This window comes from Nocardiopsis sp. CA-288880 (assembly GCF_050955985.1).
In the GTDB taxonomy this organism is placed as follows: domain Bacteria; phylum Actinomycetota; class Actinomycetes; order Streptosporangiales; family Streptosporangiaceae; genus Nocardiopsis; species Nocardiopsis tropica.
Genome location: NZ_CP192105.1, coordinates 1,535,126 through 1,553,315, shown reverse-complemented (window position 1 = coordinate 1,553,315; position 18,190 = coordinate 1,535,126). Strand labels below are relative to the sequence as shown.

The 18,190-nt window shown below is 72.3% G+C and carries 15 protein-coding genes; 1 reads left to right on the top strand and 14 read right to left on the bottom strand.

Annotation, left to right across the window (positions count from 1 at the left end; all coding sequences use genetic code 11):
- Nucleotides 1–55 precede the first annotated feature (55 nt).
- The 7 genes from ACQPYD_RS06815 to ACQPYD_RS06785 form a co-directional block, all read right to left on the bottom strand.
- Entirely contained in the window at nucleotides 56–946 is an 891-nt protein-coding gene (locus tag ACQPYD_RS06815; RefSeq protein ID WP_433700239.1) for an alpha/beta hydrolase fold domain-containing protein, read from the bottom strand.
- Nucleotides 947–1,057: 111 nt separating this feature from the next.
- The gene (gene proB / locus ACQPYD_RS06810; RefSeq protein WP_267948608.1) at nucleotides 1,058–2,215 is read right to left on the bottom strand and encodes a glutamate 5-kinase; all 1,158 of its coding nucleotides are present in this window, start codon (nucleotides 2,213–2,215) and stop codon (nucleotides 1,058–1,060) included.
- 87 nt (nucleotides 2,216–2,302) lie between these two features.
- Nucleotides 2,303–3,667, bottom strand: coding sequence for a GTPase ObgE (obgE, locus tag ACQPYD_RS06805; RefSeq protein ID WP_433700238.1), 1,365 nt, complete (start codon nucleotides 3,665–3,667; stop codon nucleotides 2,303–2,305).
- 129 nt (nucleotides 3,668–3,796) lie between these two features.
- Nucleotides 3,797–4,057, bottom strand: a complete 261-nt coding sequence (gene rpmA / locus ACQPYD_RS06800) for a 50S ribosomal protein L27 (protein ID WP_150253013.1) — start codon at nucleotides 4,055–4,057, stop codon at nucleotides 3,797–3,799.
- A 13-nt stretch (nucleotides 4,058–4,070) separates the two neighbouring features.
- A complete protein-coding gene (gene rplU, locus ACQPYD_RS06795; RefSeq protein WP_330161927.1) occupies nucleotides 4,071–4,382 on the bottom strand; it encodes a 50S ribosomal protein L21 in 312 nt (103 codons plus the stop codon).
- Nucleotides 4,383–4,738: 356 nt separating this feature from the next.
- On the bottom strand, nucleotides 4,739–7,792 hold the full coding sequence (locus tag ACQPYD_RS06790) for an Rne/Rng family ribonuclease (RefSeq protein WP_433700237.1): 3,054 nt from the start codon (nucleotides 7,790–7,792) through the stop codon (nucleotides 4,739–4,741).
- 60 nt (nucleotides 7,793–7,852) lie between these two features.
- The gene (locus ACQPYD_RS06785; protein WP_433701976.1) at nucleotides 7,853–8,728 is read right to left on the bottom strand and encodes a TIGR03936 family radical SAM-associated protein; all 876 of its coding nucleotides are present in this window, start codon (nucleotides 8,726–8,728) and stop codon (nucleotides 7,853–7,855) included.
- 103 nt (nucleotides 8,729–8,831) lie between these two features.
- Here ACQPYD_RS06785 and ACQPYD_RS06780 point away from each other — a divergent pair, with 103 nt between their 5' ends.
- The gene (locus tag ACQPYD_RS06780) at nucleotides 8,832–8,954 is read left to right on the top strand and encodes a hypothetical protein (RefSeq protein ID WP_330160396.1); all 123 of its coding nucleotides are present in this window, start codon (nucleotides 8,832–8,834) and stop codon (nucleotides 8,952–8,954) included.
- Between the two features lie 363 nt (nucleotides 8,955–9,317).
- Here ACQPYD_RS06780 and ACQPYD_RS06775 read toward each other — a convergent pair whose 3' ends face one another.
- From ACQPYD_RS06775 to ACQPYD_RS06745, 7 genes are all read right to left on the bottom strand, one after another.
- Entirely contained in the window at nucleotides 9,318–9,866 is a 549-nt protein-coding gene (locus tag ACQPYD_RS06775) for a TetR/AcrR family transcriptional regulator (RefSeq protein WP_433700236.1), read from the bottom strand.
- Between the two features lie 124 nt (nucleotides 9,867–9,990).
- A complete protein-coding gene (locus ACQPYD_RS06770) occupies nucleotides 9,991–11,928 on the bottom strand; it encodes a TIGR03960 family B12-binding radical SAM protein (protein WP_433700235.1) in 1,938 nt (645 codons plus the stop codon).
- 276 nt (nucleotides 11,929–12,204) lie between these two features.
- A complete protein-coding gene (gene rodA, locus ACQPYD_RS06765) occupies nucleotides 12,205–13,389 on the bottom strand; it encodes a rod shape-determining protein RodA (RefSeq protein WP_433700234.1) in 1,185 nt (394 codons plus the stop codon).
- 3 nt (nucleotides 13,390–13,392) lie between these two features.
- A complete protein-coding gene (gene mrdA / locus ACQPYD_RS06760) occupies nucleotides 13,393–15,522 on the bottom strand; it encodes a penicillin-binding protein 2 (RefSeq protein ID WP_433700233.1) in 2,130 nt (709 codons plus the stop codon).
- Nucleotides 15,523–15,525: 3 nt separating this feature from the next.
- Nucleotides 15,526–16,086 (bottom strand): rod shape-determining protein MreD, encoded by a 561-nt coding sequence (gene mreD / locus ACQPYD_RS06755; protein WP_433700232.1) that lies wholly within the window; start codon nucleotides 16,084–16,086, stop codon nucleotides 15,526–15,528.
- Entirely contained in the window at nucleotides 16,086–17,006 is a 921-nt protein-coding gene (gene mreC / locus ACQPYD_RS06750; protein WP_433700231.1) for a rod shape-determining protein MreC, read from the bottom strand. Before mreC ends, mreD begins: the two co-directional genes overlap by 1 nt.
- A gap of 1 nt (nucleotide 17,007) precedes the next feature.
- A complete protein-coding gene (locus ACQPYD_RS06745; RefSeq protein WP_433700230.1) occupies nucleotides 17,008–18,042 on the bottom strand; it encodes a rod shape-determining protein in 1,035 nt (344 codons plus the stop codon).
- Nucleotides 18,043–18,190 lie beyond the last annotated feature (148 nt).

Below are 18,190 nucleotides of genomic sequence, written 5' to 3'. Positions count from 1 at the left end.
CTGCTCCGCAGCGTCCGCGCGGGGGCGGCCCGGGTGTCCGCGCCCGCGGACGGTCTCACAGGTCCTGGACGGTACCGATGATCGCCGCACGCGCCCGGCTGCCCTCGGGCACCGGGACCAGTGGGTACACGTGGAAGGCGCCCGCCTCCTCGTGCAGCTCGACCTCGCCGCCCGCCTCGGTGACGAGGTCGCGCAGTCGGCGGGTGTCGGGCAGGAACACGTCACGGGTGCCGATGTAGAGGTCGATGGGGGGAAGCCCGGCCAGCGGCCCGTTGATGGGGCTGAGCCTGGGCACGGAGAGGTCGTCGCCGCCCGCCCACGCCTTGGCGGCCTCTCTGAGGCCGACCGGGCTGAGCCACGGGTCCCTCCCCTCCACCTCGGCGATGTCGGGGTTGGACATGGTGAGGTCCGCCCACGGTGAGACGAGGATCAGGCGGGCGGGCCGGGGCAGGTCCTCCCCGGGCAGCGTCTGGGCGAGGGCCAGCGCCAGCCCGGCGCCCGCCGAGTCGCCCGCGAAGACGGTCCGCCCCGGGTCGGCGTGCTCCAGGAGTTCGCGGTAGACCGCGTGGAGGAACCCGAAGGCCTCGCGGTAGGTGTGCTCCGGCGCCAACCCGTAGACGGGCACCTCGACCCGGCACCCCGTGTCGGCCATGCGGGAGATCAGCACCCAGTGCCACGGGGAGATCTCGCTGATGTACGAGCCCCCGTGCAGGTACAGGACGGCCTTGTCCGGTTCGTCCTCCCGATCACGGGGCAGGACCGTGTAACTCCGGAAGCCCCCCACCTCGCGCAGGGTGATCTCGTGCCGCTTGGCGACCCAGTGCGGCGGCTCGGGGTCGTCCTTGGCCTCCTCGATGCGCTCCCGTGCGCCCTCCACGGTCTCCATCGGGCGCTTGCGCGCCACCCGGAACGCCACCGCGAGCATTCTCGCCACCAGGCTAGGCATGGATGTCTTCGCTTCTCTCCTCGGGGATGTCCCCCGACCTTGCCACAGGGGTCTCACAGAACGTGCGGACGGCGCGGGAGGACCCGCCACCGGGCCCTCCCGCCGCACTCCCTAGAGGACGACGAGGTCGTCCCGGTGCACGAGCTCCCTCTCGTAGGAGGGCCCCAGCTCACGGGCGAGCCAGCGCGTGGACCTGCCCATCAGGTCGGGCACCTCGGCCGCGTCGTAGTTGACCAGCCCGCGCGCGACCACGGTGCCCTGCTCGTCGCACAGGTCGACGGGGTCCCCCGCGCTGAACTCCCCCCTCACCCGCACCACCCCGGCCGGGAGCAGCGACGCCTTCTCCCGTACGACCGCCGCGACCGCGCCCGGATCCAGCACCAGGCTGCCCCGCCCCGCGGTCGCGTGCGCCAGCCACAGCTGGCGGGCCGAGGGGCGGCGCCCGCCCCCCGCGGCGAACAGGGTGCCGACCCTGTCGCCCGCCAGGGCGGCCCGCGCGTTGGCCGCGGAGGTCAGCATCGTGTGCACGCCGGCCTCCGTGGCGATCCGCGCGGAGGCGACCTTGGTGACCATCCCCCCCGTGCCCACGCCGCGCCTGCCGGAGCTGCCGATGTCGATGCCGTCCAGGTCCTCGGGCCCACGCACCAGGCTGACCACGGACGCCCCCGGATCGGACGGGTTCCCGTCGTAGAGGGCGTCCACGTCCGACAGCAGGACCAGCGCGTCGGCGCGCATCAGGTGCGCGACCAGGGCCGCGAGCCGGTCGTTGTCGCCGAACCGCAGTTCGTGGGTGGCCACCGTGTCGTTCTCGTTGACGATGGGGACCGCTCCGATGTCCAGCAGGCGGCGCAGCGTGCGCTGCGCGTTGCGGTGCTGGACCCTGCGCATCATGTCCTCGACCGTGAGCAGGACCTGGGCCGCGTTGAGCCCGTGTCCGGCCAGCTCGGCCGTGTACGCGGCGAGCAGCAGCCCCTGGCCGACGCTCGCCGCGGCCTGCTGGGAGGCGAGGTCGCGGGGCCGGCGGGCCATGCCGAGCGGGGTCATCCCGGCGGCGACCGCGCCGGAGGAGACCAGGATCACCTCCTGGCCGAGGGCCCGGCGGGCCGCCAGCACCTCGACCAGGTCGCGGATGCGCCCGGAGTCGATCCGGCCCTCGGGGGTCGTCAAGGACGACGACCCCACCTTCACCACGACCCTGCGGGCCGAGGCCACCGCCGCCCGTCCCGCGGTTTCCGCCCGGTCGGACTTCTCGAGTTCTGCGCTGTGCACCGTGTGGGGCTTTCCATCCAGGGCGCGGCGCCCGGATCGGGCGCCGCGCACGTTCCTGTTCGGCCGGGCCGTCGGTCCCCGCGCGGGTCAGCCCAGCCGGGCGTCGCTTCCGCGCGGGCCGGACGGGACGACCTCGGCGTCCATGGACGGGTCCCAGTCGAAGACCACGGAGTCCTCCTCGGTGCCGATGTGCACCTCGGCGCCCTCGGTGGCCCCGGCCTTGGCCAGCTGCTCCTCGATGCCGAGGCGGTTGAGCCGCTCGGCCAGGTAGCCGACCGCCTCGTCGTTGCTGAAGTCCGTCTGGGCCACCCAGCGGGCGGGCTTGTCCCCGCGCACCTGGAAGGCGTTGTTGCCCAGCGGCACCACCTCGAAGGGGGTGTCCCCGATCATCTTGGGACGGATCACGATCCGGGTGGGCTCGGCGGCGGGGGCGGCCCCGCGTGCGGCCGCGACCTGCTCGCCCAGGGCGAAGGACAGCTCGCGCAGGCCCTCACGGGAGGCGGCGGAGACCTCCATCACCTTGTACCCGCGCTCGACGAGCATCGGGGTGACGAGTTCGGCGAGCTCGCGGGCCTCGGGCACGTCGACCTTGTTCAGGGCGACGATGCGCGGCCGGTCGGACAGGTCCACCCCGGCGCGCTCGCCGTAGGCGGACAGCTCCGACTCCAGGGCGTCCAGGTCGCTGACGGGGTCGCGGCCCGGCTCATAGGTGGCGCAGTCCAGGACGTGCAGGAGGGTCGAGCACCGCTCGATGTGGCGCAGGAACTCCAGGCCCAGGCCCTTGCCGTCGCTCGCCCCGGGGATGAGCCCGGGCACGTCGGCGATCACGTACTGGGTCGTGCCCGCCTCCACCACTCCCAGGTTGGGGACGAGCGTGGTGAAGGGGTAGTCGGCGATCTTGGGCCGGGCCGCCGACATGGCGGCGATCAGCGAGGACTTGCCGGCGCTGGGGAAGCCCACCAGGCCGACGTCGGCGATGGTCTTCATCTCCAGGCGCACGTCGAAGGCCTCGCCCTCCTCGCCCTTGAGGGCGAAGCCGGGCGCCTTGCGCTTCTTGGAGGCCAGCGAGGCGTTGCCCAGGCCGCCGTGGCCCCCCTGGGCGAGGACCAGGCGGGTGCCGTGTCCCACGAGGTCGGCGATGAACTCGCCGTCCGCGCGGGTGACCACCGTGCCGTCGGGAACGGTGAGGACCAGGTCGTCCCCGTTGGCCCCGGCCCGGTGCCCGCCCTGGCCGGGCGTGCCGTTCTGGGCGTTGCGGTGCGGGCGGCGCTGGTAGTCCAGCAGGGTGGCGGCCTGCGCGTCGACCTCCAGGACGATGTCGCCGCCCCGGCCGCCGTTGCCGCCGTCCGGGCCGCCCAGAGGTTTGAACTTCTCACGGTGCACGGAGGCGCAGCCATGCCCGCCGTTCCCGGCCTTGACGTGCAAGACCGCCTCGTCGACGAAGTCAGGCATAGCTCTCCCCGTTGCTTGTCGGTCCCCGTACGGGTGACCTGGTGGAACACGCGTGTCACTCAGTGACAACGCGAGAGGCGGGCCAGTGTTCCCTGGCCCGCCTCGAAACCACAACGTCCGTGCGCGAACCTACTCGGCGGCGACAGGGACGATGTTCACGGCCTTGCGGCCGCGGAAGTTGCCGAACTTGACCTGCCCGGCGACCAGAGCGAACAGCGTGTCGTCGCCACCGCGGCCGACGTTGGCACCGGGGTGGAACTTGGTGCCGCGCTGACGGATGAGGATCTCGCCGGCCGAGACGGACTGACCGCCGAAACGCTTCACGCCGAGGCGCTGGGCATTCGAGTCACGACCGTTACGGCTGGACGAAGCGCCCTTCTTATGTGCCATTTCTCCAGGCCTCCTACTTCGCCGCGATGCCGGTGACGCGCACCTGGGTGTGCTTCTGGCGGTGCCCCTGGCGCTTCTTGTAACCGGTCTTGTTCTTGTACTTCAGGATGTTGATCTTGGGGCCCTTGGTCTCGCCGAGGATCTCGGCGGTGACCGAGTAGCCGCTCAGCTTGTCCGCGTCGCTGATGACGTTGCCGTCGTCAACGACCAGGATGGGCTGCCACGTGATGGTGGCGCCGGTCTCCTCGGAGACCTTGTCGATGTTCAGGACGTCATCGACAGACACCTTCTCCTGTCGGCCGCCCGCTCGCACGATCGCGTACACCGGGTAACTCTCTTCCTGCTCGCTCAACGAATAATGCTCGGGACCATCCCCGAGACGTGAGTTCCGGGGTCCGGGTCCGGCTGTACCTGTGCCCAGGCCAGCCGGGAGGATCGCCCCCATGTGGTTGGGGAGAAGCCTCGTTCCACGATCCACTGATCGCCTGTAGCGGGGCGCGGGGATCTGAGGGAAACAAACCCTGCGTGGAGAGCACTTCGGTGTCGGGGCGCGCGATTGTGGTGGAACGCGCCGACGCACCGTCCATCAGATTACCATCGGCCCGCTACAGGCCTGCACACGTGCCGTGGTTCGGACGGGGTCTCCCCCGTCCGGACCACGGCCGGTATGTACCGCCTCGGTCAGCCCGCGTCCACGGCGGACGGCGGGGCCGCCGCCGTCTTGGCCCGCCGGGTACGGCGCCGCTTGGGCCGCTCCGCGGCCTCCTCGTCGCCGTTCTCCGCCGGGGCGGGCGTCTCGCCGACGGCGGTGTCGGCGTCGCCTGCGGCGTCCGCCCCACCGCCGTCCTGCACCGCGGCCTCACCCTTGTCGGCCGCCGCGCGGGCGGCCTTGGTTCCGGTGCGCCGGGTGCGGGTCCTCTTCGCCGGGGCCTTCTCGGGCTCGGCGTCCGCGGCGGGGGCGGGATCCGCCCCGTCCTCCGCCTGGGCCGCCGTGCCGGTGTCCGCCTGCTCGGCGTCCGCAGCGTCCGCGGCCTTGCGGGAGCGGGTGGCGCGTTTGCGGGTCTTCTTGGCGGGCTCGGCCTGCTCCTGCTCCTCGGCCTGCGCGGGCTTGCCGGCCCCGGCCTCGGGAACGTCGGCGGGCCGCTCGGGCTCCTGCTCCGGCGCGGCCTGCACGGCCGCGTCGTCGCCCTCGCCCTCGTCGGAGGGCTTCTCCGCCTTCTCCGCCTTCTCGGCGGGCTGGTCGGTGTCGCCCTTGCCCTTCTTCTTCTTGCGCCCGCCGCCGTTGCCGCCGGCGCCGGCGCCCTTCTCCAGGAGGTCGCCGGACAGCACCAGGCCGCGCCCGCTGCAGTGCTCGCACGTGTGCGAGAACGCCTCCAGGAGGCCCTGGCCGACCCGCTTGCGGGTCATCTGCACCAGACCCAGCGAGGTGACCTCCGCCACCTGGTGCTTGGTGCGGTCGCGCGACAGGCACTCCAGCATGCGGCGCAGCACCAGGTCGCGGTTGGACTCCAGCACCATGTCGATGAAGTCGATGACGATGATGCCGCCGATGTCGCGCAACCGGAGCTGGCGGACGATCTCCTCCGCCGCCTCCAGGTTGTTCTTGGTGACCGTCTCCTCCAGGTTGCCGCCCTGGCCGGTGAACTTGCCGGTGTTGACGTCGACCACGGTCATGGCCTCGGTCCGGTCGATGACCAGGGAACCGCCGCTGGGCAGCCAGACCTTGCGCTCCAGGGCCTTGTTGATCTGCTCGTCGATGCGGTAGGCGGAGAAGACGTCGCGGTCCTCGGACCAGTGCGAGAGCCGTTCGGCGAGGTTGGGCGCCACGTAGTCCACGTACTCGTGGACGGTGGTCCAGGCCTCCTCGCCGGAGACGACCAGGCTGGAGAAGTCCTCGTTGAAGACGTCGCGCACGACACGGACGGTGAGGTCCGGCTCGCTGTTGAGCAGCGACGGCGCGTTGGCCGACTTGGACTTGCGCTTGATCGAGTCCCACTGCTTGGCCAGGCGCGTGATGTCGCGCTCCAGCTCCTCCTCGCTGGCCCCCTCGGCCGCGGTGCGCACGATCACCCCGGCGCCGGACGGCATGACCTTCTTGAGGATCTGCTTGAGGCGGGCGCGCTCCTTGTCGGGGAGCTTGCGGCTGATGCCCGTCATGGAACCGCCGGGCACGTACACGAGGTAGCGGCCGGGCAGGCTGATCTGGCTGGTGAGGCGGGCGCCCTTGTGGCCGACCGGGTCCTTGGTGACCTGCACCAGGACCGACTGGCCGGACTTGAGCACCGACTCGATGCGCTTGGGCTGGCCGTCCAGGCCGAACGAGTCCCAGTTGACCTCGCCCGCGTACAGGACGGCGTTGCGGCCCTTGCCGATGTCGACGAACGCGGCCTCCATGGACGGCAGCACGTTCTGGACGCGGCCCAGGTAGACGTTGCCGACGTAGGAGCGGTGGGTGGCCCGGTCGACGTAGTGCTCGACCAGGATGTCGTCCTCCAGGACGGCGATCTGGGTGCGGTCGCCGGTACGGCGGACGACGAGGTCGCGCTTGACCGCCTCGCGGCGGGCCAGGAACTCCGACTCGGTGACGATCGGGGCGCGGCGGCGGCCCTGCTCGCGGCCCTCGCGGCGGCGCTGCTTCTTGGCCTCCAGCCGCGTGGAGCCGCGGACGGACTGGACCTCGTCCTCGATCGGCTTCTCCGCGCGCGGCTCGCGCACACGGACCACGGTGTTGGGCGGGTCGTCGACGGTGGTCTCGCCGCCCGAGCCCCCGCCGGACCGGCGCCGACGGCGGCGGCGACGGCGGCTGCTGCCGCGTTCGCCGTCCTCCCCCGCGTCCTCGTCGGACTCGGCGTCGACGTCGTTGTCGTCCTCGGCGGTGCCGGCGGACTCGACCTCGGCCGCGCGGCTCCTGCGCCGCTCGGGCTTCTCCGCGGCGGGCTCGGGGGCCTCGCCCTCGGCCTCGTCGCCGGAGCGGGACCGGCCGCGGCCGCGGCCGCCCCGGCGGCGGCGACGGCGGCTCGGACGGTCGTCGGAGGGGTCGCCGGTCTCCTCGGCGTCGGAGGACCGGTCGGCCGTGTCCTCGGCCTCCTCGTCGTCCTCGTCCTCGTCGTCGTCCTCGTCCGCGGAGGGGGCGGCGACGGGCGCCGGGGAGGCGCTGGCCACCGGCGGCTGGAACAGCATGGCGGGCGCCTGGAAGACGCTTCCGCCACCCTGCTCGGCGGTCTCCTCGTCCTCCTGGGCGGGGATCGCCTCGGGCGTCTCGGCGGCCTCGGACACGCGCGTGCGCGTTCGGGACCGGCCGCGGGTCCGGGCGGACCCCGCCGTGTCAGGGGTGTCGGCGGCCTTGTCGCCGCGGTCGGCGGAGTCCTCGGCGGCGGCCCGCGCGGTCGCGGGCTCCGTGTCCCCGGTGGCGCGGGTGCGGCTGCGGCGCGGGGCCGGGTCCTCGTCGGGACGGCCCGCGGCGCGCACGGTGCGCCTGCGGGCGGTGGTGGACACCGCCGTCTTGACCGTGCCCCCCTCGCCGGAACCGGCGAGCGAGGTGACGGGCATCGAGGGCGGGGTGAAGACGTCGTCCGGCTCCGGGGGCGGTCCGGCCGCGCGGCGGACGCCGCGTACCGGCGCCGGCGTGGTCACACGCACCTCACCTCCCCCGCCGGGGGGCGCCGCCTTGCGAGCGCTTGCTTCAGTTGTACCCGCGGTGCTCTCGGCACCGTCGTTGGGCTCGTTGTCGAGCATCCGGGCGGTCTCCCGTCAAAGTCCTCGGGCGCGCTGCGGCCTTTCGGTCGCCGGCGCGGCTCACGAGAACTGTCGTCGCTGTGTCACCGCCGGCGGCACCGGGGTGCCGTCGGGGCGAAGTCCTGTGGTTTCGCCCATGTTCCCCGCTTCGGGGCCGCACATCCGCGCGGTCCCGTCCATGGGCGTTGACGGCCGTGGTGCGTCGTCGCGCCGCTCGTCCGCGTTGTCGTTCGCGGGTCCGGGGCTCGTGAGAGCTTCGGGCCGGTCCTCGGTGAGCGGGTCCGCGATCGCGCCTGTCGCCTCGTCCAGCGGCCCCTGCGCCAGCCGGGTCATCACGGGTGATGACGGCGGCGCGAGGTCGGCCACTCGGAGGAGTCCGGTCAGCACGTCGTCTGGTCGGACAGCAGGTGTCGTGTGCCGTACAACCATCCGAAGTATGGCATATGCCGTGTCGTGTTCCCCTGGGACGCGCCCGTGGGATCCGCTGCACACGTCGATACGAACCACTGCCGGTCGTGTGTCGAAGCGGCGACGACCCTTCTTCGTCATCCGCTCCACCTCGACACTGTCGGCGGCCGCGTACGCGGCCACCGCCCTGGCGGCGTCATCGGGGTCGACGCCGTCCATCTCCACCTGCCAAGCGGAGGCCTGGAGCCGATCCGCGAGCCCGGCATGCCGGGCCTCGACGACCTCGACCACGTCGATGCCCTCGGGCATCGCGGCGTCGATGTCGGCTCGGACCCGTTCGGGTTCGCGTGCCTCGGCCAGGACGAGTTCAAGGTACTCCGCCTCGCTGGCGACCCCGGTGGGGGCCGCTCCCGTGTAGGAGACCTTGGGGTGAGGCGAGAAGCCGGCGGAGAACGCCATGGGCACGGAGGCCCTGCGCAGGGCCCGTTCCAACGCCCGGGCGATGTCGCGGTGACTCGCGAACCTCATGCGCCCGCGCTTGGCGTAGCGGACACGAAGCCGCTGTCCCGGCTTGGCGGTGGAGGGTGAGGTGGTGCCCTCGGGTGCGGGGGGCAGCTCAACTCCTTTCCTCATGCCCCCAGGTGTGGTCGGCGGAGCGACCTCGAAGGGGCTGTTCCTCGTCCTGTTCAGCGTACGGTGCGCCGTGGTGCACATGCGCCAGCAGGACTACGCATACCGGTATCTCCCCCACTGACCTGCGGTCGAAAAGTCCCGGAGGTCTCGGAGCGGACACTGAACCGGTGTTCACCACCTGAACGCGGAGCCGCCGAAAAAAAATCCGAAGAAAATCTTCCGGAGATGGCAACCCCCCGCGCACCCCGCGAGTCTTATTACTCGTACGGCCCGGCGCGAGCGGGGCGCCGGGCCGTACACCTTCTCCCCCGGGCCACTCCCCTCCACAGGGTCGAGAGAGCGCCCGGAGCGCGAATCCTACTCCTGTAGCCCTGACACCACGGTGAGCGACCCCGCCCTCCCGCGCCATGAGCGCCCCTGTTCTCCGCCGTCCCCCGGCGGAGCAGGGGTTCCCCGCTCCCGGGGCGCGTGCCCGGCACGGCGGTCAGACGGGCGGACGCAGCCCCGCCAGCACCACGGCCACGGTGCGGCGCCGCGCGGCCTCGTCGGTCCCCCCTCGCTCCCGGGTCATGCACCCCTCCATCAGCGCCTTGACGTCGGCGGCGTCCACGTCGTCGCGGACCTCCCCCGCCTCCTGCGCCGCGGCGAGGAGCTCGCCGAGCGCCGCCACCACGTCGTGGCCGGTGCCGCGGACCGCGGCGGCGACGTCGAACCCGCCGCCTCGGAGCGCCTCGCCGAGCCCGTGGTCGAGCGCCCCCTCGTCGACCACGAACGCGAAGAAGGAGGCGAGGGCGTCGCCCGGCGCCTCCTCCTCCGCGAAGGCCCTCGCCGCGCCCACGAGGCGCTCCATCCGGCTGAGCACGATGGCCCCGTAGAGGGACTCCTTGGTGGGGAAGTGCCTGCTGACGGTTCCGGCCCCCACGCCGGCGCGCCGGGCGATCTCGTGGACGGTGACGGACAGCCCCTCGGAGGCGAAGGCCTCCAAGGCCGCGCGCAGGACCTTCTCGCGGTTGCGTCTCGCGTCGGCTCGCACTGTCGCCCCCAGGGCCCGCGCACGGGCCGTCGACCAACGGGATGCCCGTCCCGACGCCGCCACGGCAACCGGGACAGTCGTCCGACTCTAGCCGGATACTCCCCGTCGGCGGCGGAGCACGCGGCTACTCGACGGTCAGCGGGAGAAGAGGGCGCCCCCCGGCCGGCGCGTTGATCTGGATCTCGGTTCCCATGCTCGGGCAGACTCCGCAGTCGTAGCAGGGGGTCCACCGGCAGTCGTCGACCTCCAGAGACTCGTCCCCGTGCAGGGAGTCCTGCCAGTCCTGCCAAAGCCACGACCGGTCCAGGCCCGCGTCCAGGTGGTCCCAGGGCAGGACCTCCTCCTCGTCGCGTTCACGGGTCGTGAACCAGTCGAGGTCCACCGGGAGGCCGGCCAGGCCGGTTCCGGCCGCCCGCTCCCAGCGCTCGTACGAGAAGTGCTCGCTCCAGCCGTCGAACCGGCCTCCGGAGCGCCACACCTCCTCGACGACCCGGCCCACCCGGCGGTCGCCCCGGGACAGCAGGCCCTCCACCACGGACGGGCGGCCCTCGTGGTAGCGCAGGCCGATGGACTTGCCGTACCTGCGGTCGCCCCGCAGCGCGTCGCGCAGCTTGCGCAGCCGTGCGTCCACGACCTCGTGCGGCGTCTGGGCGGCCCACTGGAAGGGCGTCTGGGGCTTGGGCACGAACCCGCCGATGGAGACCGTGCACCGGATGTCCTTGCGCCCGGTCACCTCCCGGCCGGTCCGGATGACCTCTGCCGCGAGGTCGGCGATGGCGAGGACGTCCTCGTCCTCCTCGGTGGGCAGACCGCACATGAAGTACAGCTTCACCTGCCGCCACCCGGCCGCGTACGCGGCGGTGACAGTCCGGATCAGGTCCTCCTCGGTGACCATCTTGTTGATCACCCGGCGCATCCGCTCGCTGCCGCCCTCGGGCGCGAAGGTCAGCCCCGACCTGCGCCCGTTGCGGGTCAGCTCGTTGGCGAGGTCGATGTTGAACGCGTCGACCCTCGTGGAGGGCAGGGACAGGCCCGTGTTGGTGCCCTCGTACCGGTCCGCGAGCCCCTTGGCGATGTCGCCGATCTGGCTGTGGTCGGCGCTGGAGAGCGACAGGAGCCCCACCTCCTGGAACCCGGACGCGGCCACGCCCTCCTCGACCATGCTCGTGACGGTCTCCCGGCTGCGCTCGCGCACCGGCCGCGTGATCATCCCGGCCTGGCAGAACCTGCAGCCCCGCGTGCAGCCGCGGAAGATCTCCACGCTGTACCGCTCGTGCACGGACTCCGCCGTGGGCACGATCGGCCTCTTGGGGTAGGGCCACCCGTCCAGGTCCGTCACGGTGTGCTTCTGGACCGTGCCGGGGACCCCGGGCCGGTTGGGCGTGTACGAGGCGATCCGCCCGTCCTCGTGGTAGGCCACGTCGAAGAAGCGCGGCACGTACACGCCGCCGGACGCGGCCAGCCGCAGCAGCAGCCCGTCGCGCCCGCCCGGCCGGCCCTCGTCCTTGAAGGCGCGGACGGTCTCGGTGACGGCGAGGCTGATCTCCTCCCCGTCGCCCAGGACCACCGCGTCCAGGAAGTCGGCGATCGGCTCGGGGTTGAACGCCGCGTGCCCCCCGGCGAGCACGATCGGGTGGTCGTCGGTGCGGTCGCGGGAGCGCAGCGGGATCCCGGCCAGGTCCAGCGCGGTGAGCATGTTGGTGTAGCCCATCTCGCTGGCGAAGCTGATCCCGAGCACGTCGAAGGCGGCCAGCGGCCGGTGGGCGTCCACGGTGAAGTGCGGGACGCCGTGCTCGCGCATCAGCTCCTCCAGGTCCGGCCACACCGCGTAGGCGCGCTCGGCCAGGACCCCCTCGCGCTCGTTGAGGACCTCGTACAGGATCTGCACGCCCTGGTTGGGCACGCCCACCTCGTAGGCGTCCGGATACATGAGGGCCCAGCGGACCCTGGCCCCGTCCCACTCCTTGACCACGGAGTTGAGTTCGCCCCCGACGTACTGGATGGGCTTGCCCACCTTGGTCAGGAGGGGTTCCAGGCGCGGAAACAGGCTTTCGACGGACATGGTGCGGGCCTTCGTTCGGCGGACATCGTGTCAGAACGCGTGTTGTCCCCCGCCGGGGCGGGAGCGGGCGGCGGAGCCGCTGGAGCGCGACCGCCCGGAGGTTCCCAGGCTACCGGCCCGGAGGGCTCCGGCCCTGGTCGTCCACAGGGCCGGTCGGCGTTCCCCCCGGCGCCTCGCCGGGACGCCCGTGGGGCGCGCAGCCCGCCCCCGGCCGGGACGGGCGGGGCCCGGGGAGGGCGGTCCCTCCCCGGGCCCCGGTCGCGGACCGCGCGACCGCTACTCGAACCCCCGGTCCCGGGAGTTGACCCCCAGCACCAGGCCCAGCCCCAGCATGTTCGCCATGATCGCGGTGCCGCCGTAGGACACGAACGGCAGCGGCAGGCCGGTCACGGGCATGACCCCCAGACCCATGCCGATGTTGATGAAGGTCTGGAAGCCGAACCACGCCGCCACCCCCACGCACAGCAGGCGGGGGTAGGGCTGGTCGCATCCCAGGGCGATCCGCAGGATCCGCCAGATGACCACGGCGAACAGCGCGACGACCAGGGCCGCCCCCGCGAACCCCAGCTCCTCCCCGGCGACCGTGAAGATGAAGTCGGTGTGCTGCTCCGGCACGAACCTGCCGTGCGTCTGCTCCCCCTGGAACAGCCCGGTCCCGTTGAACCCGCCCGAGCCCACCGCGATGAGCGCCTGGTTGGAGTTGTACCCGGCGCCCTGCGGGTCCGCGGACGGGTCCACCAGGGTCGCGAGGCGGTCCAGCTGGTAGGGCTCCAGGAGGTCGAACCAGAACACGCAGAACACCGCGGCGACGCCGCACGCGAGCATGCCGGCCACCCAGACGAACGGCGCGCCCGAGAGCGTGAGCATCCCCAGGAAGATCGCCCCGAGGACCAGCGTCGTACCCAGGTCGGGCTGGAGCATCACCAGGGCCAGCGGCACCGCCAGGACCAGGAGGCAGAACAGGACGTCCCTCGTCATCGGCCTGATCTCGCCGTCGCGCGGCTCGCCCAGGAGCGTGGCCAGGACCAGGACGAGCCCGACCTTGGCCAGCTCGCTCGGCTGGAACTGGAACGCCCCGACCACGATCCACCCGCGCGACCCGTTGATCACCGCCCCCAGCGGGGTGAGCACGAGGACCAGGGCGACCGCCGTGACCAGGTAGACGATGGGCGCGTACGCCCGCACGGTCCGGAAGTCCACCGAGGCGACGACCAGGCACGCCACCCACGCCACCGCCAGGTGGGCCAGGTGGCGGCGGAGGTGGCCGGTGGAGTCCATCGGGTCCCCGCCGTCGCCGGGCAGGGTCGCCGACCACACCAGCAGTGAGCCGATGGCGCAGAGCACCGCCACCGAGACGATCAGGACCCAGTCCAGTCGGCGCGCCGCCCCGGCCGCCATGACGGCGCCGGAGCCGAAGCCGGTCCGGCGGCCCGGCAGCGGCGCGCCCGTGTGTGTGCTCATGGCCTACCGATCCAACACTTCGATGGAACCGTCGGAACGCACCACGGGCAGCTCCGAGTAGGGCTTGCCGCCCGGGAGCGCGGGCTCGCCGCCGCCGGAGTCGTCGTCCTTCTTCCCGGAGAACCCGTAGATGCCCTCGTAGATCTTGCGGGCGATGGGCGCGGACGTCTCACCGCCCGTTCCGCCCTGGGAGACGAAGACGACCACCGCGAACTGCGGGTCGTCGGCCGGCGCGTAGGAGGCGAACCAGGACGACACCTGGCGCTCCTGCGCGTCGGCGCTGCCGGTCTTGCCCGCGATGGACACGTCGTCCTGCGGGAACTCCGCGAAGGCTCCGCGGCCGGTACCGGACTTGGTGACCTCGGTGAGCGCCTTCTGGAGGTACTCGATCGTCTCGTCCTTGACGGGGACCCGCCCGGCCACGACCGGTTCGATCTCCTCGACGGAGCTGCCGTCCGCGGCGACCAGCGCCTTGGCCACGCGGGGCTCGTACAGCGTGCCCCCGTTCGCGATGGCGGCGTAGGCCCGGGTCAGCTGCAGCGGGCTGACCAGGACGTCGCCCTGGCCGATCGCGAAGTTCACCGCCTCGCCCGCACGCCACTCGAAGCCCTCCACGCACTGCTCGTGGGCGAGGCGCTTGAGGTAGGAGGCGTGCGACGGGTTGGTCTCGGCGACCTCCGGGTAGCCGTGCTCGCCCCGGTAGCAGTTGTTCTCCCGGGTCTGCGCCCAGAAGGTGCGCTTCCACTCGCGGTCGGGGATGCGGCCGCCGGTCTCGTACGGCAGGTCGATGCCGGTCGGCGCCCCGAAGCCGTAGCCCCGCGCCATGGTGGCCATGGCCTCGGTCGGCTCGCCCTCGGGCCTGAGCCCGCCGTCCTTGAGCCACAGCTGGTAGCCGAAGTTGTAGAAGATGGTGTTGCAGGAGACCACGATGGCCTGGTGCAGCGACAGCGCCCCATGGCCGCCGCCCGCGTAGTTCTGGTAGTTCTGGCCGGCGATGTTGACCGATCCGGGGCAGGCGTAGGTGCTGCGCAGCGAGAAGCCGTTCTCCACCGCGGCCGACAGGGACGAGATCTTGAACGTGGAACCCGGCGGGTACTGGCCCTGCACGGCGCGGGAGAGCATGGGCTCGCCCGCCTCCTCGCTGAGCATCTCGTCGAAGGTCTCCTGGTCGATGCCGCCCTGCCAGACGCCCGGGTCGTAGGTCGGGAGGCTGGCCATCGCGACGATGCCGCCGTTGCGCACGTCCATGACGATCGCGGCGCCGGAGTCCGCCCTGTACCTGGGCCGGGCGGCCTCCATCCCCTCCTTCAGCGCGTCCTCGGCGATCTTCTGCACGCCGACGTCGAGGTGGGTGACCAGGTGCGAGCCGGCCACGGGCAGGCGGTCGGAGATCACGTCCATCACCTCGCCGTGGTTGTTCACCCCCAGTGTCCGCAGGCCCGCGGTCCCCCGCAGCTCGGCGTCGTAGACCGCTTCCAGGCCGTCGCGTCCCACCTGGTCGATACCGGTGAACTGCGTCCGCAGCTCCTCCCGGGCGTCCAGTTCCTCCTGGGTGACGGGTTGCAGGTAGCCGAGGATCTGTCCGGCGTGCGCGCCGTAGGGGTACTCGCGGACGGCGTGCGCCTGGGCGGTGACACCGGGGAAGTCGTCGGCGCTCTCCATGATCTGGAGGGCGATCGAGGGCTCCACGTCCTCGGCGAGCGTGACCGGCTGGTAGGGCGAGCCCGGCCAGCAGGGGCGCTCCACCTCGGGGCCGCACAGGCGCATGCGCTGCCGTAGCTCGTGCACCGGGACGTCGAGGACCCCGGACAGGTCGGTCAGGACCTTCTCGCCGGAGTCCTCCATGCCCATGAGCTCGTGGTAGTCGGCCGATACCACCAGCTCGGTCCGATTGTTGACCAGGGGCCTGCCGGTGGAGTCGAGGATCTGCCCCCGCGTCGCGGGGACGATCAGCTGCTGGTGGTGGTTGGCCACCGCGAGGTCGCGGTAGTGGTCGGACATGGGCACCTGGAGGTACCACAGGCGCGCGGTCAGCACGGCGAACAGGACCAGGACCAGGACCTGGGCGGTGATCAGACCGGCACGGCCGAGCCTGGGCCCCGGGAGCGTCGGGTCGAACGGCGGCTTGCGCACGGCTCACCACCCTCCCGGGGCCATGGGGCCCTGGACGGTGGCGAACTCGCTGTCCGCGAGTGTCTCGCGCACTCGCAGGACGGGGAGGGTGACCAGCGGTGCGACGAGCACCGTGAGGGCCGCGCCCACCCCGACGCCGGTCCCGACGGCCGCCGGGGTCATGTGCTGGTCGCCCATGAGGAGGCCGACTGCCGCGTACCCGGCCCCCACCCCCAGCGCGGTGGCGGCTGTGGCGCCGACGGCCGCCCAGCCGGAGGCGCGCGCGCCCACGGCGCCCGGGGCCCCGGTGTTGCGGCGCAGCAGGGCGATTAGGTAGGCGGCCAGGCACAGCACGAGGGCGTAGCGGCCGACGGCGTGCTCGGCGGGCGGCAGCAGGTCCATGGCCAGGCCCGCACCGAAACCGCACGCGGCCGCGGCGGCCGGGCTGGTGGTCAGGGCGACCGCGACGACGGCCGCGACCACCAGGTCGGGGCCGGGGCCCCACGCGAACGGGAGCCGGTTGACGATCGTGGCCTGGGCGAGGACGGCGGCGGCCACCATGACCAGGGTCGCTGCGGACCTCATCACTGCTCTCCCTCGGGCTTCTCGGACTTCTCGGGCTTCTTCGGCTTGGGCGGCAGCACCGAGTCCCGCGGGTCGTCGTCGGGACCCGCCACGACGACGCCCACCACGTCCAGGGACGCGAAGTCCACGGCCGGGGTGAGGCGGGCGATACGGCTGAGCGCTCCCGGCGCGACCTGCACCTCGTCGACGGTGCCGATGGGCACTCCGGGGACGAAGGGCGCGCCCTCGTGGGATCCGAGCGTCACGATCCGGTCGCCGGCCTCCACCGGCGCCTCCATGTCGAACAGCTCCAGGGTGAGGTCGGCCTCGGGACCGCCCGGGACGGAGCCGCCGTTGACCACGCCGATCTTGCGGGTGGACTCCAGGCGGGCCCCGACGGCCGACTTGACGTCGGTGGCGAGCATGACGGTGGCGGTGCGGGGGCCGGCCTCGACCACGCGCCCCACCAGGCCGGATCCGTTGACGACGGTCATGTCCGGGCGGACACCGGACTCCGTGCCGGTGTCGATGGTGACCGTGTGCGCGTAACCGCGTGCGGTGGACCGGGTCACCGCCTGGGCGGGAACCACCTCGTAGGCGCCGAGGCCGGACAGGTGCAGGAGGTCGTCGAGCTGGTCGGACCGGTTGTGGTCGAGGCGGGCGGCCTGGAGTTCGGCCTCCAGCGCGGCGTTGGCCTCCTCCAGCTCGGCGACGCGCGCGGCGGCCCGAGGCCCCTCGCGCAGGCCGTCGTAGAGGGTGACCGCGGGCGCGGCGGCCCAGCCGACCCCGGCCGCGGCGGGGGCGAACACGAGTTCGCCTCCCGCCCGGGCCACGGAGGTGACGGGGTCGGCGCCGGGCCGGGCGTCCAGGACGAGCAGGACCACGGCCGCCGCGACCAGCAGGGCGAGGACCAGCCGGGACCTCGGTGAGTCGCGGAGCATGTCATCGCCGCCGTTCCGGGACGAGGACCTGGTGCAGCCTCTCGTAGTTCTCGACGCAGGTGCCGGATCCGACCGCGACGGAGTCGAGCGCGTTCTCGGCGACGTGGATGGGCATGCCCGTCTCGTGCAGGAGCCGGTCGTCCAGGCCGCGCAGCAGTGCTCCGCCCCCGGTCACGGCCACGCCCCGGTCCATGATGTCGCCGGACAGCTCCGGGGGGCACTTGTCGAGGCTGGTGCGGACCGCGTCGACGATGGCGGTGACGGGTTCCTCGATGGCCTGGCGGACGTCGCCCTCGGAGAGCACGACGGTCTTGGGGAGCCCGCTGACGAGGTCGCGTCCGCGCACCTCGGCGTGGAGCTCCTCGGGTCCGGTCGGGTAGGCGGAGCCGATGGCGATCTTGAGCTCCTCGGCGGTGCGCTCCCCGATCATCAGGGAGTACTCCTTCTTGACGAAGGTCATGATCGCCTGGTCCAGCTCGTCCCCGCCGACGCGGATGGACTGCGAGGTGACGATGCCGCCCATGGAGATGACGGCCACCTCGGTGGTGCCGCCGCCGATGTCCACGATCATGTTGCCCGTGGGCTCGTGCACGGGGAGCCCGGCGCCGATGGCGGCGGCCATGGGCTCCTCGATGATGTAGACCCTGCGGGCGCCCGCCTGGTAGCCGGCCTCCTTGACGGCGCGGTGCTCGACCGAGGTGATGCCGCTGGGAACCGCGACGATGATGCGCGGTTTCGCGAAGTGGCGTCGCCGGTGGATCTTCTGGATGAAGTAGCGCAGCATCCGCTCGGTGATCTCGAAGTCGGCGATGACGCCGTCCTTGAGGGGGCGGATGGCGGTGATGTTGTTCGGCGTTCGGCCGATCATCTGCTTGGCCTCGATGCCGACCGCGACGATCTTTCCCGTGGACGTGTTGAGTGCGACCACCGATGGTTCGTTCAGAACGATGCCGCGTCCGCGCACGTACACGAGCGTGTTGGCGGTTCCCAGGTCGACGGCCATGTCCCGGCCGAGAAAAGCAAGGTTGTTCGGCATGTAACGTCCTCAGAGGCGCCGTGTCGGACGTGGTTGCACGGGGCGACCATACGTAGTCGTTCCGGCACGATAGGTATTCAGTCCCCCGCATCGTAACGGTCAGCACTTACTCCGTTACGCAAACACACCGAATTGATGCCTCGTCACC